Consider the following 19,372-nt stretch of genomic DNA (forward strand, 5'->3'; position numbering starts at 1 on the left):
GAACCGGGCGTCTTTGTCGAAACGATCGCAGGTCAAAACGCCATGAATGCGACGAACCGCCGCCTCATCTCCACCGGCTCTCCGTTCGAAAAGCAGGCCGGCTATTCCCGCGCCGTCGCGGTCGGCGACTGGTGCTTCGTCGCGGGCACGACCGGCTACGACTATACATCGATGGAAATGCCCGACAGCGCCGCCGAGCAGGCGGATAACGCGCTGCGCACCATCGACGCGGCCTTGCGCGAGGCGGGTTTTACCTTCGCCGACATCGTGCGCATCAACTATATCGTCACCGACGCCGCGCTCGCCTCCGAGGTCTTCGCGGTGACCGGCCGCTGGCTCGCGGACATCCGCCCTGCCGCGACGATGATCGTCGCGGGCCTGCTGCGGCCGGAGATGAAGGTCGAGATCGAGGCGACGGCCTTTCGCGGCTAGCCCGACCCGAGCCCTACCCCTCGATCGTCATCTCCGGATGGAAGGCGTGGGCGACGAAGGCGAAGGTGATGTCGTGGACCGCCGGCTTGCCGTCCGGTCCGCTGACGCTGACGGTGCCGACCTCCCGGCCCTTGCCGATCTCGCGCGTATCCAACGCCGAGGCCTGGCCTTCTTCCCAGCTCAGAGGCCGTTTCGAAACCCCGGAAAGCCGATGTTCGTAGTTTCTCCGCATAACCCCCACGGGCAGGAAACCGGCGAAACTGCATCGCTGACAGCGGCCAAATCTCATTCCGAACTGCGTGGTAGAGAGTTTTGAAACGGACTCTCAGACGATAGCCGCCGCGCTCGAGGCTGCCGCCTTTCCGCAGCTTCGCCAGCGAGACGATGGAGACCGGCTGGTTGGTCCCGGCCGCGCGCACGACCACCACNGATAGCCGCCGCGCTCGAGGCTGCCGCCTTTCCGCAGCTTCGCCAGCGAGACGATGGAGACCGGCTGGTTGGTCCCGGCCGCGCGCACGACCACCACGCGCGCCATCGGCTCGATCCCATCCGGCATCTCGCCGCGATAGAGGAACGGCATCGCCGCGCTGTCGTAGGAAACATAGGGGTTCTGGCCATAGGGCCGGCTCATGCTCGTCGGCGGCGCCAGCACCTTGGCGTCCGGATGGCGTTTGGAAAACGCCTGCCAGGAGACGAGGCCCGAGGGGATGACGTCGAGCGTCTTGCCGGTCATGGCTCCCACAATCCCCGTGCCGGTGAATTGCTGCCACCAGCTTTCCGTCTGCCGGTCGTACATGACGAGGTCGGAATTGCGCAGCTTCCCGGTCGTGCCGAAGTCGAGAACCGTGCCACCGAGCTCGCGCTCGAAGACGATCGCCGCGTTGCAGAGCGGACAATAGGTGACGGCGACGGGAATGCCGGCGACCGTATCGTTGACGATCTCGTGGAACATCAGGATGCTCAAGGGATAGGCCCGGGTCTCGCCACCGACGGTCAGCTGTATTACCGGTTCGCGGGGCTGGAGATTATCCGCCTCGACAGCCGTCAGGAAGCGCGGATCGTCGATCGCCGGGATGCCGTCCTTCGGCGGGCCGCCCGAGATGATTTCCGTCAGATCGACCGATTGCTTGGAGAAATCGGTCCGCCAGCCTTCGGCTGTCCACCGCGCGGGATTGGCGCCGGCCAGCCCGGTCCAGATCAGCACAGTCAGCGCGACGACAAATGCACCCGTTGCCCACCGAAAATACATTACATCCTCCCGCTCTCGCCCACACGCGGCAATTCTTTTGCGCGATTGTGCGCGTCGGCAGGGGCCCAAGCGAGTCACGCTTTTACGATTCGGCGTGATCGCGGCGCGATTCCCGCCTACGGATCGATCGGCGCGCTCCCGCGTTCTGCGGGCGATTGACGCAGTCGGGGGAGGCGGCGGCCGGAACAAACGCAGGAGCGGACATCATGTGGAACTGGCTGTCGCAAAACACCGACCTCATCAGCCTCGCGGTCAGTACGGCGATGCTGGTCGTATGGATCGTCTATCTGCAGCTTCTGCTGAACGGCTACCGGCGCCAGCGCAGTTCCTCGATCCTGATCAGCCGCGGCGCCGGCCACGGCATCCGATCCCGCTGCCTCATCACCAGCATGAGCGCCGAACCGCTCTACATCACCAGTATCATCGCGACCTTGGAAACCGATGCCAAGTCCTACGAATATGCCCTCACCGACTTGCGCGATCTTCCCGAGGACCTTGGCTCAGACCCGCGCTCGTCCATGCGTCAGGGAAGCCTCTCGACGGGGGACTATCTCGACATCGGCCATTTCGACGACCTGGTGAGCCAGTTGGTCGAGACAGATCCCGAATTGTCCAACCTCAGTTCCTGGACCGACTCCGTGACTGGGCTGAATCTGATCGTGGTCGCGCTCTACGGCCCTGATCTCCTCCCGGTCGGCGCATCACGTCGCTTCTCCTTCGTCGAGAACGGCGAGAAGAGCCTGCGGATTCGTCCCAACAGCTTGACGACGCGTCAGCTTCGTTCCCGTCGCCAGGGCAGGCGGCTGATACGGAAACTGGCCGAGCATTTGTGAGGCGGCACCTTCACGGTCGTTGGGGGGGGCAAGCTGCGCGATATGTCAGAAGGCCGCCCTCTGCTTTACATTCGTTCATTCGCATGTATGAATTCGTCCGTCTTCAAGGGAGGAAGAACGAATGATAAACAGGTTACTTAGCACGGCCGTTGCCGCGATTTTCTTGACCGGCGCGGCATTCGCGCAGGAAGAGGAAAGCGGCGACAAGGATTACCGCACCTTTTCCGCCGGCGGAGAGGTCGAATACGGCGCGATCGAGGATTCCTACACGGCCGACCTGGTCATGTATCTCGCCGGCAATCAGTTCATGGTCATGGAAGACTTGATCAAGGACTTTCAGTCGAAGAATCCCGAAATTGCGAAAGTCTATGTCGAAACCATCCCGCCGGGGCAAATTCTCAACCAGCAAATTCTGAAGCAGGGTCAGATCCAGGGCAAGGATACGGCGCAGAATCCTGACCTTTACGCCAGCGTCAACCTCGGCCATTTGAAGAAGCTGAAGGCCGCCGATCTGATGGATGCGTATATGGTCTATACGCACAATCGGCTGTCCCTGATGGTCGCCGAGGGCAACCCAAAGGACATCAAGGGGGCAGAGGATCTGGCCCGCGACGACCTGGTGCAGTCGCATCCCAATCCGCAGACCGAGGGTATTTTCCGCTTCTACGGATCGCAGATGCTCAAGGATATGGGCATCCACGAAAAGGTCACCGGAAACGCCGACTGCAAGGGCTGCTGGGCCGTGGAGGGCAAGACCTGGTTCACCGAGCGCCACCATCGCGAGACGCCCGACCGCATCGAAGCCGGTGAGGCGGATGTCGGCATCGTCTGGGAAACCGAAGTGCGCTACGCCAAGGCGGAGGGCCGCAAGATCGACGGCGTCGAGATTCCCGCCTCGCAGAACCAGCAGGACAAGGTCGCCTATGCCATCGGCACGCTGACCAACGCCCGCAATCCCGACAACGCCGAGACGTTCCTCGATTATCTGCGCTCCGACGGGGCGCAGGCGATCTATGAGAGCTACGGCTTCGTGCGCGCCAGCAAGGACGAGTTGGAGTCGAAACCGATCCCGGCGGGCTGAGCCGCTCCGGTCCCATACGCAGTTGTCCCGGGCTGCTTCGCCGATAGCGAAGCGGCCCGGTGCCGCCGCCCATTTGCCTGGTCCCGGCTCCTCGCCGTTCACCCCTCGCCTTCTGCAAAAGTCGGGTTTGACGATCGGTCAAAGCGTCGCGCCAACATCCCGGAGCTTGTCATCGTCCGCGCTTGCGACTTTACTACGGGACAGGGCCCGACGCGCAACTATGGACGGACATCGCATGTGCCAGCTCTTCGCCGGAATCCCGACCAAGAATTATGACAGCGAGACGCGATCCGTGCGCCTTTCCGGCCATGCGACATCGATCCGGCTGGAAGCCGCCTTCTGGCACGTGCTGGAGGAACTGGCCGCCGACCAGGCGATGCCGCTGTCGAAATTTCTGACGTCGCTGCACGACGAGGTGTCGGAGCTGCACGGCGAGGCACGCAACTTCACGTCGCTCCTGCGCTGCGCCTGCCTTTTGCATCTCGAGCGCATGGCGACTCGGCGGGCCGATGCCGAGACGGGCGAAATTCGGCGTCCCATAGAGCGTCATCAGGATTTCAGCATCGCGGTCTGACCGCCGATTGCCGCCCAGCAGGCCGGGATTTTCGGTGTGCTATCATCATACTACCCGCCACATGGAATCTGCGTCTAAGCTCGTCATGAACTGGCGGGTCGAGCCGGCTCTGGGAGGAATATCGTAGTCGCCGCGCGGCGACTGACGCTCGATTCCATGCCCTCAGCCGACTGCATCCGCCGCATGAATTCCGACGCCGCCATCCGGCGCGTCGCAACCATGACGAGGGTGGCTTGGCCAAGACAATTCACACGATGCTGCGGGTGCTTGATGAGGCGCGTTCGGTCGCGTTCTACGACAAGGCCTTCGGCCTGAAAGTCGCCGATCGCTACGACTTCGACTCCTTCACGCTTGTCTACCTCTCCAATCCGGAGAGCGAGCACGAGGTGGAGCTGACGATCAACAAGGGCGAGACGAAGCCCTACGATCTCGGCAACGGTTACGGCCATGTTGCCGTCTCGGTCGGCGATCTGGGCGCCGAGCACGAGCGCATGCGCGCGGCCGGACTGGCGCCCAAGGACATCAAGCAAATCTCGCATCAAGGCACGATGCTCGGCCGCTTCTTCTTCATCGATGATCCGGACGGCTACAAGATCGAGGTACTGGAACGGGGCGGGCGCTTCCAATAGCGCCGCACGCTCCTGGCGCGGCCCAGCGGGAGAATGGGACGGGTCGAGACAGACGAACCACGCCATCGGGAGGAACCAAAATGGCAGAGGTAATGGGGCGCGCCGCGCCGAACCGGCGCAGCTTTCTGAAAGGCGGAGCCGGACTTCTGGCCATGACGATCATGCCATCCGGCATGATCGTCGGGCAGGCGTGGAGCCAGATGCCGCAGGCGACGAAGCCGGAGACTTTCGCGACCCTCGTGCAGATGTCGCGGGACACCTATCCGCATGCCATCGTCGAGGACAAGTATTACGCGATTGCCGTCGACATTCTCGATCAGGCGGCCCGCGCCTCGGAAAGCGATCTCGCCATGCTCGAGGACGGCGTCGCCAAGCTGAACGATGCCGCGCGAGCCAAGCACGACAAAGACTACGCCGCAGTGGCGAGCGAGGACGACCGAGCCGCGATCCTGAAGGAGATGGAGAGCGATCCGTTCTTCCAGAAGGTGCGCTCGAACCTCGTCGTCGGGCTCTACAACCAGAAGGAGCTTTGGCCGATGTTCGGCTATGAGGGCGCCTCGGCCGACAAGGGCGGCTACATCGAGCGCGGCTTCGACGACATCGACTGGCTCTGAGAGCGGCGCCGGGAAACAGATCCAGCATTCGACAATGGGAGTTCGATGCGCCGCGAGGAGGCGATGGCATCGAGAACTCCGGGAGGAAACGCACCATGCCCGCACCTTATGATCTCAATGACGACAGCGTGGCCGTTATCGTCGGCTCGGGAGCCGGCGGCGGCACCCTCGGTACCCAGCTGGCGCTCAAGGGGATCGATACCGTCATCCTCGAAGCCGGCTCTCGCTACGAGACCGAGGACTTCATCAACGACGAGTGGGATTCCTTCGGCCAGCTCGCGTGGAAGGACAAGCGCACGACGTCCGGCGACTGGCAGGTCGCCAAGGATTTTCCGAACCTTCCGGCCTGGATCGTCAAGGCGGTCGGCGGTTCCACCACCCACTGGGCCGGAGCCTCGCTGCGCATTCAGGAGCACGAGTTCAAGACGCTGACCAACTACGGCGCGATCGAGGGCGCCAACCTTCTCGACTGGCCGATCGACCTGAAGGAGATGGAGCCCTGGTACGCCATGGCCGAGGACCGGATGGGCGTCACCCGGACCAACGGCATCCCCGGCCTGCCCGGCAACAACAACTTCAAGGTGCTGGAAGCCGGCGCCAAGAAGATCGGCTACAAGGAAGTCCACACCGGCCGCATGGCCATCAACTCCGAGCCGCGCGACGATCGTGCCTCATGCCTGCAGATCGGTTTCTGCTTCCAGGGCTGCAAATCCGGCGCCAAATGGTCGACCCTCGTCTCCGAGATACCCAAGGGCGAGGAGACCGGCCGGCTCGAAGTCCGTCCGGACAGCCAGGTCCTCAGGATCGAGCACGACGCCTCCGGCAAGGTCACCGGCGTCGTCTATGCCGACAAGGACGGCAAGGAGCACGTGCAGAAGGCCCGGATCGTCGCCGTCGCCGGCAATTCGATCGAAAGCCCACGGCTGCTTCTCAACTCGCAGTCATCGATGTTCCCTGATGGACTGGCGAACTCCTCCGGCCAGGTCGGACGCAACTACATGCGCCACACGACCGGGTCGGTCTACGCCACCTTCGACAAGCCCGTGCACATGTACCGGGGAACGACGATGGCCGGCATCGTCCAGGACGAGGCCAGGCACGACACCTCGCGCGGCTTTGCCGGCGGCTATGAGTTCGAAACGCTGTCGCTCGGCCTGCCCTTCATGGCGGCCTTTCTCGACCCCGGCAAATGGGGGCGCGATTTCTCCAGCGCCATGGACGAATACCGCAACATGGCGGGCCTGTGGATCGTCGGCGAGGACATGCCGCGCGAGGATAACCGGATCACCCTGTCGGACAGCGACAAGGACGCTTTCGGCATGCCGGTCGCCAACGTCAATTTCGACGATCATCCCAACGACACCGCGATGCGCAACCACGCCTACCAGCAGGGCTCGGCGATCTACGATGCGGTGGGAGCCGTGCGCACCATCCACACCCCGCCCTACCCCTCGACCCACAATCTGGGGACCAACCGGATGAGCGAGAAGCCTGAGGACGGCGTCGTCAATCGCTTCGGCCAGACCCACGACATCCCCAACCTGTTCGTATCCGACGGCTCGCAATTCACCACGGGCGCGGCCGAGAACCCGACCCTGACGATCGTCGCGCTGGCCTTGCGTCAGGCCGACCACATCGCCGGGCGGATGGCTTCCGGGGAGCTTTGAGCGGACCGGACGCGCGAGGGAGCCGACCACGGCCGGCTCTCTCGCCTCCCAACCGCGACGGTTGCGGCGAACGCGACATCCACTATCCGTCAGTCAATACCCGCGGCCCGACCATCCCCCCATAGGTGGCACCCAAGACCGCGCCATAAATGACATGCAGAATGAGCGTCATGACGGGAGCCATGATTCCGAGCTGCAGGCCGAACAGCCCCTGTCCCGCCGCGGGCATGACCAGCACCATCATGGCCAGCCAGGCGCCGATGCCGAAGACGATGCCGCGCAGCCATTGGGTGTCGCCCGGAATGGCGAGATTGATCCAGGCGAACAGACCGCCCCAGATCACCGTGCCCAACAGGAAGTGAACGCCCCAGGCGATAGCGGCCGACATGCCCGTCATACCGGCGATCATCCGGATGACGTCGAGTTGCGACATCAGCCCCATCGTGCCCTTCATCACCATCAGGATCGAGAGCAGAACCGTTGCCACGAGGCCGGCCGCCATTCCCTTGCCGATACGAATCATAATGCTGTCCCGCCTGTGTTCGGTCCAAATCGCTGGGATCGAGACATGCGGGGTTGGCCGAGGATAGAACAATCAAAACATCTCAAATCGACGTGACGCCAATTCCCGGCATTTGCCCACACTCCAGGGAAGGTTCCGTCCCGGTCATCGGCCGGCTGTCCCTGGCACGACTTTCGTGTAAATCCCTCGCCGACTGTATTTATACGACGGAGGACACCGCATCATGACCACCAAGCTCCTGCTGCTTCCCGGCGACGGCATCGGCCTCGAAACGATGGCGGAAGTCGTAAAGCTCGTCGCCGTGATGAACGAAGCGACCAACGCGGGTTTCGAGACCGAAACCGCACTCGTCGGCGGCTCGGCCTATGACGATTGCGGCAAGCCGGTGTCGGATGCGACCATGGATCTGGCGATGCAAGCCGACGCGATCCTGTTCGGCGCGGTCGGCGGGTCGAAATGGGACGGCGTCGCCTACGATCTGCGGCCGGAGGCGGGGCTGTTGCGCCTGCGCAAGGACATGGAACTGTTCGCCAATCTGCGCCCGGCGATCTGCTATCCGGCGCTGGCCGGCTCCTCCTCGCTGAAGCGCGAGGTGATCGAGGGGCTCGACATTTTGATCGTGCGCGAGTTGACCGGCGGCGTCTATTTCGGCGAGCCGAAGGAAATCATCGATCTCGGCAATGGCCAGAAACGCGCCATCGACACCCAGGTTTACGAAACCTATGAAATCGAGCGCATCGCCCGCGCCGCCTTCGACCTCGCCCGGACCCGCCGCGGCAAGGTGACGTCGATGGAAAAGCGCAATGTGATGAAGTCGGGGCTCTACTGGAACGAGGTGGTCACGCGCATCCACCGGGACGAATATGCCGACCTGGAGCTGGAACACATGCTGGCCGACTCCGGCGGTATGCAGCTGGTGCGCGCGCCCAAGCAGTTCGACGTCATCGTCACCGACAATCTCTTCGGGGACATGCTGTCGGACATCGCGGCGATGCTGACCGGTTCGCTCGGCATGTTGCCCTCGGCCTCGCTCGGCGCCGTCGACGCCAAGACCGGCAAGCGGCGCGCGCTCTACGAGCCGGTCCACGGCTCGGCACCCGATATCGCCGGCCAGGGCATCGCCAACCCGCTGGCGATGATCGCCTCTCTCGCGATGTGCCTGCGCTATTCCTTCGCGATGATTGCAGAGGCCGACGCGCTGGAGGCCGCGGTTGCCGAGGTGCTCGGCAGCGGCATCCGCACCGGCGACATCATGTCCGACGGTTGCCGGAAGGTCGGCACGGCGGAAATGGGAGACGCGGTGCGCGACAGTTTCCGAAAGAAGCTCGCCGCCTAAGCCGGCCATGCAACCACTTGGCTGCATCAGTCATTGTATCCTCAATCAGTCGAAGGAGAGCACGATGATTAGAGGTATCCTGAAAGCCGTCTTTGCCGGCTGGGTCGCCAAGAAGTTTCTGAACCGCGACAGCGAGCCCAAGCGCGACCCGCGTCGGGTCTAGCTTTCGTTCACCGTCACGCGGATCGCGGGCCGTCGGGCGAGTCTGCCCGTTGCGTCCCCGAAATGAACGGCCGGCCTTCCGAAAGGGGGCTGGCCTTTTTTCGTTCTGGCGGTCCGATTGACAAGTGCGGTGTCTCCGCGCATATCGCAGACCATGTTCGCGCGCTCCACGATCAAAACGTCGATTATCTGACGCCGTCTGCCCCGCTTGTCTCCCCCGGGGCGGTAGACGAGCGTGCAATGATCAGACGGGGAGAGCGAAGGATTGTATCCCATGGGTTACAAGGTTGCCATCGTCGGCGCCACCGGCAATGTCGGACGCGAAATGCTGAGCATCCTCGCCGAACGCGGTTTTCCCGCGGACGAGGTCGTGGCGCTGGCTTCGCGCCGTAGCCTCGGAACCGAGGTCTCCTTCGGCGACAAGACGCTGAAGACGAAGCCGCTCGACCAGTACGACTTTACTGGAACCGACATCTGCCTGATGTCGGCCGGCGGCAACGTGTCCAAGGAATGGTCACCGAAGATCGCGGCTAAGGGCTGCGTCGTCATCGATAATTCCTCGGCCTTCCGCTACGATCCCGACGTGCCGCTCATCGTTCCGGAAGTGAACGCCGATGCCATCACGGGTTTCACCAAGAAGAACATCATCGCCAACCCCAACTGCTCGACCGCGCAACTGGTCGTGGCGCTGAAGCCGCTACACGATCACGCCAGGATCAAGCGCATCGTCGTGTCCACCTACCAATCGGTATCGGGCGCCGGCAAGGACGGCATGGACGAGCTGTTCACCCAGAGCCGGGCGGTATTCGTCGCCGACGAAATCGAGCGCAAGACGTTCACCAAGCGCATCGCCTTCAACGTCATTCCGCATATCGACGTGTTCATGGAGGATGGTTCCACCAAGGAAGAGTGGAAGGTGATGGTCGAGACCAAGAAGATGCTCGACCCGAAGATCAAGGTCACCTGCACGGCCGTGCGCGTGCCGGTCTTCATCGGCCATTCCGAGGCGGTCAACATCGAGTTCGAGAACCCGATCACCGCCGACGAGGCGCGCGCGATCCTGCGCGAGGCGCCGGGTTGCCTCGTCGTCGACAAGCACGAGGACGGCGGCTACATCACGCCGTATGAATCGGCCGGCGAGGACGCCACCTACATTTCCCGCATCCGCGAGGATCAGACGCTGGAGAACGGGCTGAACATCTGGATCGTTTCCGACAACCTGCGCAAGGGCGCGGCGTTGAACACCGTTCAGATCGCCGAACTGCTGATCAATCGCGGCCTTCTGGAAAAGCAGCGGGCCGCCTGAGCCAGCCCAAATCAGAGGACGGCCGGTGTCGCTTTGCGAGGCCGGCCTTTCTTTTTGTGAATACCACAGGGACCCGGACCTTTTGTCCGTTGCCTGTGGGTAACGCTGAAATGGAATTGCGGCGGCTATCTGATCAGTCGTATTTTAGTCACTTGCAGCAACTAACGCCGACTGCGAATGGACACGAAGCGGGCCGTGAAGGCCCCAAAGAAAACACTGGATGTCGCTCATGAAAAAGCTCGCCCTCGCCCTTGCGCTGACCACCGCCGTCGCCGGTTGCACGACCGACCCGTATACGGGTGAAGCCAAGCTCTCCAACACCGTCGGCGGGGCCGGCATCGGCGCCGGTGTCGGCGCGCTCGGCGGCTATCTCGTCGGCGAGGCGACGGGCGCCGATTCGGGCCGCGCTGCGCTGATCGGCGCCGGCGTCGGCGTGCTGGCGGGCGGCGGTATCGGTGCCTACATGGATTCGCAGGAAGACAAGCTGCGCCGGCAGCTCCAGGGTACCGGCGTCTCCGTCACCCGGGCCGGCGATCGCATCATCCTCAACATGCCGTCGAACATCACCTTCCCGAGCGACCAGGCGTCGATCCTGCCGGCCTTCTATCCGACGCTCAGCTCCGTCGCGCTGGTCCTGCAGGAGTTCGACAAGTCGATCGTCGACGTCTACGGCCACACCGACAGCCAGGGCTCTGACGCCTACAATCTGCAGCTGTCGCAGCAGCGCGCCACCTCGGTCAGCCAGTTCCTGGCGAGCCAGGGTGTCAACCCGCGCCGCCTGAACACCCAGGGCTTCGGCGAAAGCCAGCCGGTCGCCACCAACGACTCCGAGCAGGGCCGAGCCAAGAACCGCCGCGTCGAGATCGCGATCTCGCCGCTGCGGGCCGGCTAATACCGCAAAAAACGGCCGATACACGCGATGAGGGCCGCGCTCCGACGGGAGCGTGGCCCTCATACTATTCTTGACCGGTCAAGCGCCGGCCGGAGGTTCGTCCAACCGCCGGCTCTGCCTCAGTGCAGATTGCGCCCGACCGCGCCGCCGGCGACGGCACCCGCGACGCCGCCTACCACGGCTCCGCCGGTTCCGGCGATCGCGTCACCCAGGACCGCCCCGCCGACACCGCCGACGACGGCGCCGCCGACCGTCTTCTGCGTCGTGGTGCAGGCCGAAACACTCATGGTCGCGACGATGAGTCCGGTTATGGTGGCAAGTCTGATGGTCATGGAAATAGCCTTTCGCTGCGCCGCCGCGCGCGGCGGAGTGGATGTCCTTCTGCCGGAAAATTGGAACTCTTGCGAAGGAAGGCAAGACCCGGCTTTCGCCGTGCGCCAGACGCCGTCGCGATAGGGTTGGCGCCCGGCTTCAAGAAGGCCTCGACCGTCGCAGCGAAGCCTGTCAAGCTGGGTGGACAATGGCCTTCATGCTTAAATCCCGCTTCCCGGCATCTGACCCGCTCTGCCACGAATACCCGGCAGTGCAACGACAAGAATCATGGAGCAGGACCGAAACAGCGCCTCTACGGCGCATCCGAGGAAAGTGGGACTGATGAAACTCGCAACGCTCAAGGATGGCCGCCGCGACGGGCGGCTCGTCGTCGTGTCCCGCGACCTGACCCAAATGACCGACGCCTCGTTCCTCGCGCCCAGCCTGCAGCGGGCGCTCGACGACTGGGCGCGGGTCGCCCCGCATCTGCAAGCGCTCGCCGACAGCCTCGAGCGCGGTTCGGTGCCGGTCGAACGGTTTCACGAGCACGACGCCATGAGCCCGCTGCCCCGCGCGTTTCAATGGGCGACCGGTTCGGCCTACGGCAGCCACATCGAATTGATACGCAAGGCCGGCGGCGCCGAGATGCCGGAGGCCACCCGGAGCGACCCGCCGATCCAGCAAGGCGGCTCGGATGCCTTCCTCGGTCCGCGCGATCCAATCCCACTCGCCGACGAGGCCTTTGGCCTCGACATGGGGGGTGGGATCGCGGTGATCCTCGGCGACGTGGCGATGGGTGCGAGCGTCGCCGAGGCGCGCGCCGCGATCCGCCTCGTCATGCTGGTCAACGACGTCTCGTTGCGCGGCCTGATCCCGGCGGAAGGCGACGACGGTTTCGGCGTCTTCCAATCGAAGCCGCCCTCGGCCTTCTCGCCAGTGGCGGTGACGCCCGACGAACTCGGCGAAGCGTGGGATGGAGGCAAGCTGCATCTGCCGCTTGCGGTGGACTACAATGGCAAACCGTTTGGCCGGGCCAATGCCGGTATCGACATGAGTTTCGATTTCCCGACCTTGATCGCCCATGCTGCGAAGACGCGACCGCTCTCGGCCGGTACGATCATCGGCTCGGGAACGGTATCCAACAAGCGCGACGGCGAACGCGGCAAATCGATTGCGGATGGCGGCGTCGGCTATGCGTGCCTGGCGGAATCGCGCGCCGTCGAGACGATCGCGGGCGGTGGGCCGAAAACGCCGTTCATGCGCTTTGGGGACACCGTGCGCATCGAGATGCTCGACGATAAGCACCGGTCGATCTTTGGCGCCATCGAGCAGACGGTTGTGCGTTATGAGCGCGGGTGATCTCCGCACAGCACGGAACGCCTGAGCCCCCCTCGCCAAGGCGGGCGCGAATGCCACCACCGGTCAGGCTTCGACCCTATTCCACGCCGCGCCGCGCCAGCAGCGCCATGCCGACCGAGGCTTCGGCTTCGGGCGCCTTCTCGACGGGACAGCCGAGGGTCCGGCGGCGGATCGCCGTCCAGGCCTCGTTTTGCGCGCCGCCGCCGGCGGTCAGAACGCGGACCGGCGCCGGCGCCCCGAGGGCGGCAAGGGCGGCGTAGCCCTCGCCTTCGATCCGGGCGATCGCCTCCAGCATGCCTTGCAGAAACACCGCATCGTCGTCTGGACGCGGCTCAAGCCGCGGGGCGAGCGAGGGATCGTTTACGGGAAACCGTTCGCCGGCCCTGGCGAGGGGATAATAGTCGAGCCCAGTCGGCCGATCCGGATCGATCCGCTCGGACAGGGCCGCGATCGTCTCGGCGGAAAAGTGATGCAGCAGCGCGCCGCCGCCGGTGTTCGAGGCACCGCCGGCCAGCCACCGGTCTCCGAGTCGGTGGCTGTAGATACCGCGCGCCGCGTCGTCCACGCGCACGTCCGACAAGAGCTTGATCGCCAGCGTGGTGCCGAGCGACGTCACCGCTTCGCCGATCTTTGTCGCGCCCGACGCGAGAAAGGCGGCAACGCTGTCGGTGGTGCCGGCGAGCCATGTCAGGTCGCGCGCGAAGCCGAACCGATCGGCCATTGCCTCCGTGACGGTCCCGGCCACTGCCCCGACGCGCAAGACGTCCGGGAGCAGGTCCATCCGCGAGCCGCAGGCCGCGAACCAGTCCGGCCAGGCTTCGTTTTCGAGGTCGTAGCCCAATTTCAGGACATTGTTCTCGTCGGACAGTCCGGGCCGCCCCGTCAGCCGCGCCAGGATGAAATCGGCCTGATGGCAAAGATGGCGCGCCCGCCGATCAGGGTCATGATTCTGCAACCGCAGCATGCGGGCAAGAGCCGAGCCGCTTCCGCGCACGATCGAATCCTGCGGCGCACAGGCCGCGATACGCATCGCCTCGTCGTCGAAGCCGGATGAATCATACATCAGCGCCGGCGTCACCGGCCGGGCGTCGCCGTCGACCAGGACCATCGTGCCTGAGGTACCGTCGATCGCGGCGGCGCGGACCGACGCCATCGAACCGCCTTGGTCCGCAAGCGCCCTCGCCTGGGTATCGAGGCAGGCGGAGACCGTTTCCCACCATGTTTCGGCGGACACGTCGTCACCCTTCGACGGATGCATCGGTTCGCGAGCGATCGAGACCAGGCTTCCATCGGAATCGACGACGGCGCTGCGCACGCCCGAGGTGCCGATGTCGAGGCCCAGATAAAGCGGGGCACGACCGAGACTCGCCGACAGCGCCAAAAAATCAGGATCGTGCATCCTCGACACCCCATTGCAGTATCCGGATCGTATAATCGGGCAGCGGCGCGCCGTCGTTGCTCGCGAGCTTTTCGATTTGCGCATCCAGGTCGCCGCCGCGCTTATCGGCAAGGGATTGCGCATGGAGACCATCGCGGACGAAAAGCGTTCGCCAGCCGGCGACACTGGCGCCCGCCACGTCATGTTGCAGCGAATCTCCGACCATGAGAATGCGATCTTGCTTCGGATTACCCAATGCCTGAGCCGTCGCCTCGAAGACCCGTGCATGCGGCTTGCCGTACCAGATAACGCGCCCGCCGGCCGCTTCGTAACGCGCCGCCAGCGCGCCCGGCGCCACCACCAGTCTGCCCCCCGGTCGTGGCGAGGCGCGATCGGGGTTGGCGCAAAGGACAGGCACGCGGCGGGCCAGCGCCTCGTCGACAAGCCCCTGATAGGACGACAACTCGGCGTCGTCCGGCAAGCCCATGATCAGGATCGCGTCCGCCGTCGCTAGTGTGTCGACGAGCGAAATCCCGTCGAGACCGTCCGCCCAGGCAATGGCATCCTCCGGGGTCGCGGCGACGGGGAACAGGTGATCGAAGCCCTTCACCACACCGTTCGCCAGATCGTGCCAAAGCGCTTCACCGGACGTCATGATGCATTCCATCGCCTCGACCGGAATGCCGAAGCCGGCAAGGCGTTCGCGGTTCGGCGCCGCCCGCTTGCCCGAATTGGACAGAAGCGCGATCGTCTTGCCGGCGTTGGTCAGCCGGGCAAGCGCCTCCAGAACGCCAGGATAAAGCGCGTCGCCGTCGTGCAGCACCCCCCATTGGTCGAGCACGACGACATCGAAATGATCTTCGATCTCCTCCAGGCCGGTGATGTGTTTACCCAACTGATCGTCTCCGTTCGATTTCGCTGCCCGCGCGTCGATACCCGACGCGGTCGCGCCGGTATCATCATGACGCAAGCCGTCTCTGCCGCGCTTTCGGCGATCGTGCAAACGGCCACACCAACGACATTCACTGAATTCAACATGCACCCCTGCCGCCAGCCTAGAATACCGCGCTCCGGGTTGTCGATTTTTCGTTTTCCAGTCGCGGTTCGTAAGACACGCGTGCTCCGGCGTCGTGGGCACGTGCCTGACAAAGTATACATTGACACGCCACGTAGCGCGCCTGATAGTCAGCCTGGGAGACGAGATCGCATGATCGCTGCGCGGCACCGAGGCGCGGTCCCGTGGTCGAGGGTCTTCGCGTCGCGCTTTTGCGAGCAAGCCATCTGGGAGGAAACATGCGCAGACGTTCCATTATCACAATTGCCGCAGCGCTTATGGCGTCCAGCGTTCTCGGCACCGGCGTCGCTTCGGCGCAATCGGCCTATCCCGAACGGCCCATCCAGATGATCGTGCCGTGGGGCGCGGGCGGCGGCACCGACGCGGTCGGCCGCATCCTCGCCTCGCTGCTACAGGAAGAACTGGGCGTGCCGGTGAATGTGGTGAACCGCACCGGCGGCTCCGGCGTGGTCGGCCACAGCGCCATCGCCAATGCCGAGCCGGACGGCTACACGCTGGGCATCATGACGATCGAGATCGACATGATGCATTGGCAGGGCCTCACCGACCTTACCTACGCGGATTTCGACATCCTCGCCCTGGTCAATGCCGATCCGGGCGGCATCATGGTCTCGGCTGATTCCGAATACGAGTCGCTCGAGCAGCTCCGCGACGCCATCAAGTCGCAACCGAAGGGCACCTTCAAGGCGTCCGGCACCGGTCAGGGCGGCATCTGGCATCTCGGCCTTGCCGGCTGGCTGTTGTCGGAGGATCTGCCACCGGATCAGGTGACCTGGGTTCCGAGTCAGGGCGCGTCGCCAGGAATTACCGACATGGTGGCTGGCGGTGTCGACATCGTACCGTCGTCGCTTGCCGAGGGCCGGGCGATGATCGAGGCGGGCCGGGTGCGGCCGCTGGCATCCATGTCCGCCGAACGCCAGGCCATGTTCCCCGACGTGCCGACGCTCAAGGAAGGCGTCGATTCCGACTGGACACTGGCGGTCTGGCGTTCCGTTGCCGCGCCGAAGGGCCTGCCGGACGACGTCAAAACCAAGCTGACCGGCGCCATCGAAAAAGCCTATAACAGCGACCAATACCAGAGCTTCATGAAGGACCGCGGGTTCGGCGTGCGCTGGGCGGGGGGCGAGGAGGCGACGAAGATCGTCGCCGACGACGACGCCAGCCTCGGTGAGGTGATGAAAGAGGCCGGCTTGGCGAAGAACTGAGACAGCCAAGATGCGTCCGGCCGCGCGGCCGGACGCTTTTCCCTGTCGCCGGCGCGCGGGACGCGATCCGCCACGCGACCATTCCCGGTCCAAAAGAGCGCGTCGATGAAGCTCAATGATCTCACCCTCGGCGTCCTGCTTCTGGCCGGCGCAATCGCTATTTTCCTCTCAGCGACGCAATTTTCGGCAATTCCCGGCCAGGCCTATGGCGCCGCGACGATGCCCAAGACGATCGCTCTTCTGACTTTCGGGCTTGGTGTATACATGACCGGGCGCAGCGTGATGGCCGGTGCGCGGCGGCCCGCCATCGTCATCGCCGACTGGGCGCGCTCGCCTGCGTCCGTCATCGGCCTCGCCGTCTCGCTCGCGCTGATCGTCATCTACATCCTCTTCTCCGACCTCATCGGCTTCGTGCCGATGGCGTTCATGATGATGGCCGCGCTGATGCTGACGCTCAGGGTCAAGCCGCTGACGGCGATCCTCGTCTCGATCGTTGCGGCCGTCATTATTCAGCAGGCCTTCGGGCGGCTGTTGCTGGTGCCGCTTCCGCGCAACGCCTTTCTCGGCTTTCTCTGGTAGGGTCCATGTCCGTCGTCGCCGAGGCCTTCGCCCTCGTCTTCCAGCCCTATGTGCTTCTGGTCATCCTCGGCTCGGCCTGCTTCGGCATGTTCGTCGGGGCCATTCCGGGACTGACCGCGACGATGGCGACGGCGCTGCTCGTGCCGGTCACCTTCTTCATGGACCCGGTCCCGGCCATCGCCGCGATCGTCACCGCGACGGCGATGGCAATCTTCGCCGGCGACATACCGGGCGCGCTGTTGCGGATGCCAGGTACGCCGGCCAGCGCGGCCTATGTCGAAGACGCCTACCGGATGACCCGGCAAGGCCGGTCGGAAGAAGCCTTGGGCGCGGCGCTGGTGTTTTCGTCGATCGGCGGCATTTTCGGCACGATCGTTCTCGTCACCGCCTCGCCGGCATTGGCGGAGATCGCTCTGAAATTCTCGTCCTTCGAGTATTTCTGGCTGGTCGTGCTCGGCCTGTCCTGCGCGATCTTCGTTTCGCCGGGTTCCGTTCCGCGCGGCCTGATCTCGCTGCTGATCGGCCTGTTCGCCGCGACGGTCGGCATCGACAATCCGGCCGGCGAACCACGCTACACCTTCGGCATCGTCGATCTTTTAGCAGGGGTCCAGTTCATTCCGGCGATGATCGGCCTGTTCGCGGTGTCGGAGGTGCTGCGCTCGGTCGTCACCCGCCAGGAACGCCCGCGGATCGAACGGACTGGGCAGCCCGGCATCTTTCGCGGCCAGTGGATCAACCTTCGCCGCTATCCGGCGCAGGTCGTGCGCGGCAGCGTCGTCGGTACCGCCATCGGGGCGCTGCCGGGGGCCGGCGCCGACATCGCTGCCTGGATCTCCTATGCGATCAGCAAGCGGTTTTCGAAGCAGAAGGACAAGTTCGGTACCGGCCATGTGGAGGGGCTCGTCGAAGCTGGCGCCTCCAACAACGGCGCGGTCAGCGGCGCCTGGATACCGGCGCTGGTCTTCGGCATTCCCGGCGATTCGATCACCGCGATCGTCATCGGAGTCCTCTACGTGAAGGGGATCAATCCGGGACCGACGGTCTTCATCACCAACCCGCAGATGATCTATGCGGTGTTCATCGTGTTTTTCCTGGCCAATCTCATCATGCTGCCGCTCGGCTGGGTGGCGATCAAGGCCGCTGGCACGATCCTGTCGATCCCGACCCGGGTCCTGATGCCGATCATTCTGATGTTCTGCATCGTCGGCTCGTTCGCCATCAACAACTCGATCTTCGGCGTCATTCTGATGCTGATCTTCGGCGTCATCGGCTTTCTCATGGAGGAAAACGACATTCCGATCGCCCCGGCGATCCTCGGGCTGGTTCTCGGCCCAATGCTGGAGCAGAACTTCATCACCTCGATGATCAAGGCGGACGGCAGTTTCCTCGCCTTCTTCGAACGGCCGATCGCCGCCGGCCTCGGCCTCTTCACCATCGCGATCTGGTGCATTCCGCTGATCGTCTGGGCGGCGAACCGGCGGCGCGGTCAGGCGACTCCCGGCGCGGATTCCGCTGTCGGCTGATCCGGCGCGCCGGGGCCCATGTCAGGCGATCGACACGTCGTATTTGGCGAAGTCGCGGTCGACCGTCAGGATCGTCAGCCTTTCAAGCTTGGCCTGGGCGATCAGCATACGGTCGAAGGGATCGCGATGGTGGAGCGGAAGCATGGCGGCCGCGCGCGCGTGCGCCGTCTCGATCGGCAGGAATTGGTGGCCCGTTCGAGCGCACTGTTCCCAGATCTTGTCCGGCACGGGAAGCGCGCCGTTCTTCTTCTTGATCTCCACTTCCCAGACCGTCGCCGCGCTGACGAATGTCTGGGCGCTCCCGGCAAGAACCGTCCGATAGCGCTCGGGCAGCTTGGCGCTTTCGTAGAGCGCCCATAGGAGCACGTGCGAATCGAGCAGGTATGCGTCAACCGTCATTCCATGTACGGCTCGAATCCGGTCGCGATATCGTCCCAGTTATCCGGAACTTGAAACTGGCCGTCAAAAGCACCGACCCGTGGCAATGTCGGCCGTTCCGGCCGGGCAGGTCCGAGACGGACATACGGCTTGCCGTGCCGGGTCACCTGGACTTCCGCGCCGGCGGCGGCCTTGCGCAGAACGTTTGACAGGTTGGCCTTCATCTCAGCGACCGTGACGTCCATGGGAGCACCTCGTTATTATG

At 64.2% G+C, this 19,372-nt stretch carries 22 protein-coding genes; 14 read left to right on the top strand and 8 right to left on the bottom strand.

The genetic code is table 11. The features are described 5' to 3' along the window. The first annotated feature begins 42 nt into the window (after positions 1–42). Entirely contained in the window at positions 43–432 is a 390-nt protein-coding gene (locus VQ044_RS12105; protein ID WP_327646914.1) for a RidA family protein, read from the top strand. A 13-nt stretch (positions 433–445) separates the two neighbouring features. Here the strand turns inward: VQ044_RS12105 and VQ044_RS12110 are convergent, their stop codons facing one another. After that, complete coding sequence (locus VQ044_RS12110) at positions 446–586, bottom strand: hypothetical protein (protein ID WP_331827673.1); 141 nt, start codon at positions 584–586, stop codon at positions 446–448. A gap of 171 nt (positions 587–757) precedes the next feature. Beyond that, entirely contained in the window at positions 758–1,681 is a 924-nt protein-coding gene (locus VQ044_RS12115) for a DUF3179 domain-containing protein (protein WP_331827674.1), read from the bottom strand. A gap of 206 nt (positions 1,682–1,887) precedes the next feature. Between VQ044_RS12115 and VQ044_RS12120 the strand changes: the two genes are divergently transcribed. The 6 genes from VQ044_RS12120 (at position 1,888) to VQ044_RS12145 (ending at position 7,079) form a co-directional block, all read left to right on the top strand. Beyond that, a complete protein-coding gene (locus VQ044_RS12120; RefSeq protein WP_327646916.1) occupies positions 1,888–2,514 on the top strand; it encodes a hypothetical protein in 627 nt (208 codons plus the stop codon). A 121-nt stretch (positions 2,515–2,635) separates the two neighbouring features. Beyond that, on the top strand, positions 2,636–3,595 hold the full coding sequence (locus tag VQ044_RS12125) for a molybdate ABC transporter substrate-binding protein (protein WP_327646917.1): 960 nt from the start codon (positions 2,636–2,638) through the stop codon (positions 3,593–3,595). Between the two features lie 235 nt (positions 3,596–3,830). After that, entirely contained in the window at positions 3,831–4,169 is a 339-nt protein-coding gene (locus VQ044_RS12130) for a ribbon-helix-helix domain-containing protein (RefSeq protein ID WP_327624252.1), read from the top strand. Positions 4,170–4,402: 233 nt separating this feature from the next. Then, positions 4,403–4,798, top strand: a complete 396-nt coding sequence (locus VQ044_RS12135) for a VOC family protein (protein ID WP_327624251.1) — start codon at positions 4,403–4,405, stop codon at positions 4,796–4,798. An 80-nt stretch (positions 4,799–4,878) separates the two neighbouring features. Then, complete coding sequence (locus tag VQ044_RS12140) at positions 4,879–5,412, top strand: gluconate 2-dehydrogenase subunit 3 family protein (RefSeq protein ID WP_327624250.1); 534 nt, start codon at positions 4,879–4,881, stop codon at positions 5,410–5,412. Positions 5,413–5,507: 95 nt separating this feature from the next. Next, on the top strand, positions 5,508–7,079 hold the full coding sequence (locus VQ044_RS12145) for a GMC family oxidoreductase (RefSeq protein WP_327646918.1): 1,572 nt from the start codon (positions 5,508–5,510) through the stop codon (positions 7,077–7,079). Positions 7,080–7,161: 82 nt separating this feature from the next. On the opposite strand, the gene VQ044_RS12150 is transcribed toward VQ044_RS12145, so the two are convergent. Next, complete coding sequence (locus VQ044_RS12150; RefSeq protein WP_327624248.1) at positions 7,162–7,602, bottom strand: DUF6789 family protein; 441 nt, start codon at positions 7,600–7,602, stop codon at positions 7,162–7,164. A gap of 223 nt (positions 7,603–7,825) precedes the next feature. Here VQ044_RS12150 and leuB point away from each other — a divergent pair, with 223 nt between their 5' ends. From leuB to VQ044_RS12165, 3 genes are all read left to right on the top strand, one after another. Continuing rightward, positions 7,826–8,938, top strand: coding sequence for a 3-isopropylmalate dehydrogenase (gene leuB, locus VQ044_RS12155; protein WP_327646919.1), 1,113 nt, complete (start codon positions 7,826–7,828; stop codon positions 8,936–8,938). Positions 8,939–9,374: 436 nt separating this feature from the next. Continuing rightward, on the top strand, positions 9,375–10,406 hold the full coding sequence (locus tag VQ044_RS12160) for an aspartate-semialdehyde dehydrogenase (RefSeq protein ID WP_327646920.1): 1,032 nt from the start codon (positions 9,375–9,377) through the stop codon (positions 10,404–10,406). Positions 10,407–10,626: 220 nt separating this feature from the next. Next, complete coding sequence (locus VQ044_RS12165; protein ID WP_327646921.1) at positions 10,627–11,298, top strand: OmpA family protein; 672 nt, start codon at positions 10,627–10,629, stop codon at positions 11,296–11,298. Positions 11,299–11,417: 119 nt separating this feature from the next. Here VQ044_RS12165 and VQ044_RS12170 read toward each other — a convergent pair whose 3' ends face one another. Continuing rightward, on the bottom strand, positions 11,418–11,630 hold the full coding sequence (locus VQ044_RS12170) for a hypothetical protein (protein ID WP_327624245.1): 213 nt from the start codon (positions 11,628–11,630) through the stop codon (positions 11,418–11,420). Between the two features lie 322 nt (positions 11,631–11,952). On the opposite strand from VQ044_RS12170, the gene VQ044_RS12175 reads away from it, so the two are divergent. Further along, the gene (locus VQ044_RS12175) at positions 11,953–12,969 is read left to right on the top strand and encodes a fumarylacetoacetate hydrolase family protein (protein WP_327646922.1); all 1,017 of its coding nucleotides are present in this window, start codon (positions 11,953–11,955) and stop codon (positions 12,967–12,969) included. A 76-nt stretch (positions 12,970–13,045) separates the two neighbouring features. On the opposite strand, the gene VQ044_RS12180 is transcribed toward VQ044_RS12175, so the two are convergent. Continuing rightward, entirely contained in the window at positions 13,046–14,368 is a 1,323-nt protein-coding gene (locus tag VQ044_RS12180; RefSeq protein ID WP_327646923.1) for an FGGY-family carbohydrate kinase, read from the bottom strand. Then, positions 14,355–15,242 carry a TIGR01459 family HAD-type hydrolase gene (locus tag VQ044_RS12185; RefSeq protein WP_327646924.1) on the bottom strand — a complete coding sequence of 296 codons (888 nt, stop codon included), beginning with the start codon at positions 15,240–15,242 and terminating at the stop codon, positions 14,355–14,357. The genes VQ044_RS12180 and VQ044_RS12185 overlap by 14 nt, the downstream gene beginning before the upstream one ends. 398 nt (positions 15,243–15,640) lie before the next feature. On the opposite strand from VQ044_RS12185, the gene VQ044_RS12190 reads away from it, so the two are divergent. From VQ044_RS12190 to VQ044_RS12200, 3 genes are all read left to right on the top strand, one after another. Continuing rightward, complete coding sequence (locus tag VQ044_RS12190) at positions 15,641–16,627, top strand: Bug family tripartite tricarboxylate transporter substrate binding protein (RefSeq protein ID WP_327646925.1); 987 nt, start codon at positions 15,641–15,643, stop codon at positions 16,625–16,627. A 105-nt stretch (positions 16,628–16,732) separates the two neighbouring features. Then, entirely contained in the window at positions 16,733–17,206 is a 474-nt protein-coding gene (locus VQ044_RS12195; protein WP_327650944.1) for a tripartite tricarboxylate transporter TctB family protein, read from the top strand. A 5-nt stretch (positions 17,207–17,211) separates the two neighbouring features. Continuing rightward, a complete protein-coding gene (locus VQ044_RS12200; RefSeq protein ID WP_327624239.1) occupies positions 17,212–18,729 on the top strand; it encodes a tripartite tricarboxylate transporter permease in 1,518 nt (505 codons plus the stop codon). Between the two features lie 21 nt (positions 18,730–18,750). Here VQ044_RS12200 and VQ044_RS12205 read toward each other — a convergent pair whose 3' ends face one another. Both VQ044_RS12205 and VQ044_RS12210 read right to left on the bottom strand, forming a co-directional pair. Then, positions 18,751–19,128 (bottom strand): type II toxin-antitoxin system VapC family toxin, encoded by a 378-nt coding sequence (locus VQ044_RS12205; protein ID WP_327646926.1) that lies wholly within the window; start codon positions 19,126–19,128, stop codon positions 18,751–18,753. Beyond that, the gene (locus VQ044_RS12210; protein ID WP_327624237.1) at positions 19,125–19,352 is read right to left on the bottom strand and encodes a type II toxin-antitoxin system Phd/YefM family antitoxin; all 228 of its coding nucleotides are present in this window, start codon (positions 19,350–19,352) and stop codon (positions 19,125–19,127) included. Before VQ044_RS12210 ends, VQ044_RS12205 begins: the two co-directional genes overlap by 4 nt. Between the last annotated feature and the right edge of the window lie 20 nt (positions 19,353–19,372).

Source organism: Aurantimonas sp. C2-5-R2 (assembly GCF_036549495.1).
GTDB classification, from domain to species: domain Bacteria; phylum Pseudomonadota; class Alphaproteobacteria; order Rhizobiales; family Rhizobiaceae; genus Aurantimonas; species Aurantimonas coralicida_A.

What these genes read in the sequence shown, in the direction of transcription:
- VQ044_RS12105 (WP_327646914.1), top strand. Translation starts at nt 43, where the DNA reads ATGAATGCGACGAACCGCCGCCTCATCTCCACCGGCTCTCCGTTCGAA.
- VQ044_RS12120 (WP_327646916.1), top strand. Translation starts at nt 1,888, where the DNA reads ATGTGGAACTGGCTGTCGCAAAACACCGACCTCATCAGCCTCGCGGTC.
- VQ044_RS12125 (WP_327646917.1), top strand. Translation starts at nt 2,636, where the DNA reads ATGATAAACAGGTTACTTAGCACGGCCGTTGCCGCGATTTTCTTGACC.
- VQ044_RS12130 (WP_327624252.1), top strand. Translation starts at nt 3,831, where the DNA reads ATGTGCCAGCTCTTCGCCGGAATCCCGACCAAGAATTATGACAGCGAG.
- VQ044_RS12140 (WP_327624250.1), top strand. Translation starts at nt 4,879, where the DNA reads ATGGCAGAGGTAATGGGGCGCGCCGCGCCGAACCGGCGCAGCTTTCTG.
- VQ044_RS12145 (WP_327646918.1), top strand. Translation starts at nt 5,508, where the DNA reads ATGCCCGCACCTTATGATCTCAATGACGACAGCGTGGCCGTTATCGTC.
- VQ044_RS12150 (WP_327624248.1), bottom strand. Translation starts at nt 7,602, where the DNA reads ATGATTCGTATCGGCAAGGGAATGGCGGCCGGCCTCGTGGCAACGGTT.
- leuB (WP_327646919.1), top strand. Translation starts at nt 7,826, where the DNA reads ATGACCACCAAGCTCCTGCTGCTTCCCGGCGACGGCATCGGCCTCGAA.
- VQ044_RS12160 (WP_327646920.1), top strand. Translation starts at nt 9,375, where the DNA reads ATGGGTTACAAGGTTGCCATCGTCGGCGCCACCGGCAATGTCGGACGC.
- VQ044_RS12165 (WP_327646921.1), top strand. Translation starts at nt 10,627, where the DNA reads ATGTCGCTCATGAAAAAGCTCGCCCTCGCCCTTGCGCTGACCACCGCC.
- VQ044_RS12170 (WP_327624245.1), bottom strand. Translation starts at nt 11,630, where the DNA reads ATGACCATCAGACTTGCCACCATAACCGGACTCATCGTCGCGACCATG.
- VQ044_RS12175 (WP_327646922.1), top strand. Translation starts at nt 11,953, where the DNA reads ATGAAACTCGCAACGCTCAAGGATGGCCGCCGCGACGGGCGGCTCGTC.
- VQ044_RS12180 (WP_327646923.1), bottom strand. Translation starts at nt 14,368, where the DNA reads ATGCACGATCCTGATTTTTTGGCGCTGTCGGCGAGTCTCGGTCGTGCC.
- VQ044_RS12190 (WP_327646925.1), top strand. Translation starts at nt 15,641, where the DNA reads ATGCGCAGACGTTCCATTATCACAATTGCCGCAGCGCTTATGGCGTCC.
- VQ044_RS12195 (WP_327650944.1), top strand. Translation starts at nt 16,733, where the DNA reads ATGAAGCTCAATGATCTCACCCTCGGCGTCCTGCTTCTGGCCGGCGCA.
- VQ044_RS12200 (WP_327624239.1), top strand. Translation starts at nt 17,212, where the DNA reads ATGTCCGTCGTCGCCGAGGCCTTCGCCCTCGTCTTCCAGCCCTATGTG.
- VQ044_RS12205 (WP_327646926.1), bottom strand. Translation starts at nt 19,128, where the DNA reads ATGACGGTTGACGCATACCTGCTCGATTCGCACGTGCTCCTATGGGCG.
- VQ044_RS12210 (WP_327624237.1), bottom strand. Translation starts at nt 19,352, where the DNA reads ATGGACGTCACGGTCGCTGAGATGAAGGCCAACCTGTCAAACGTTCTG.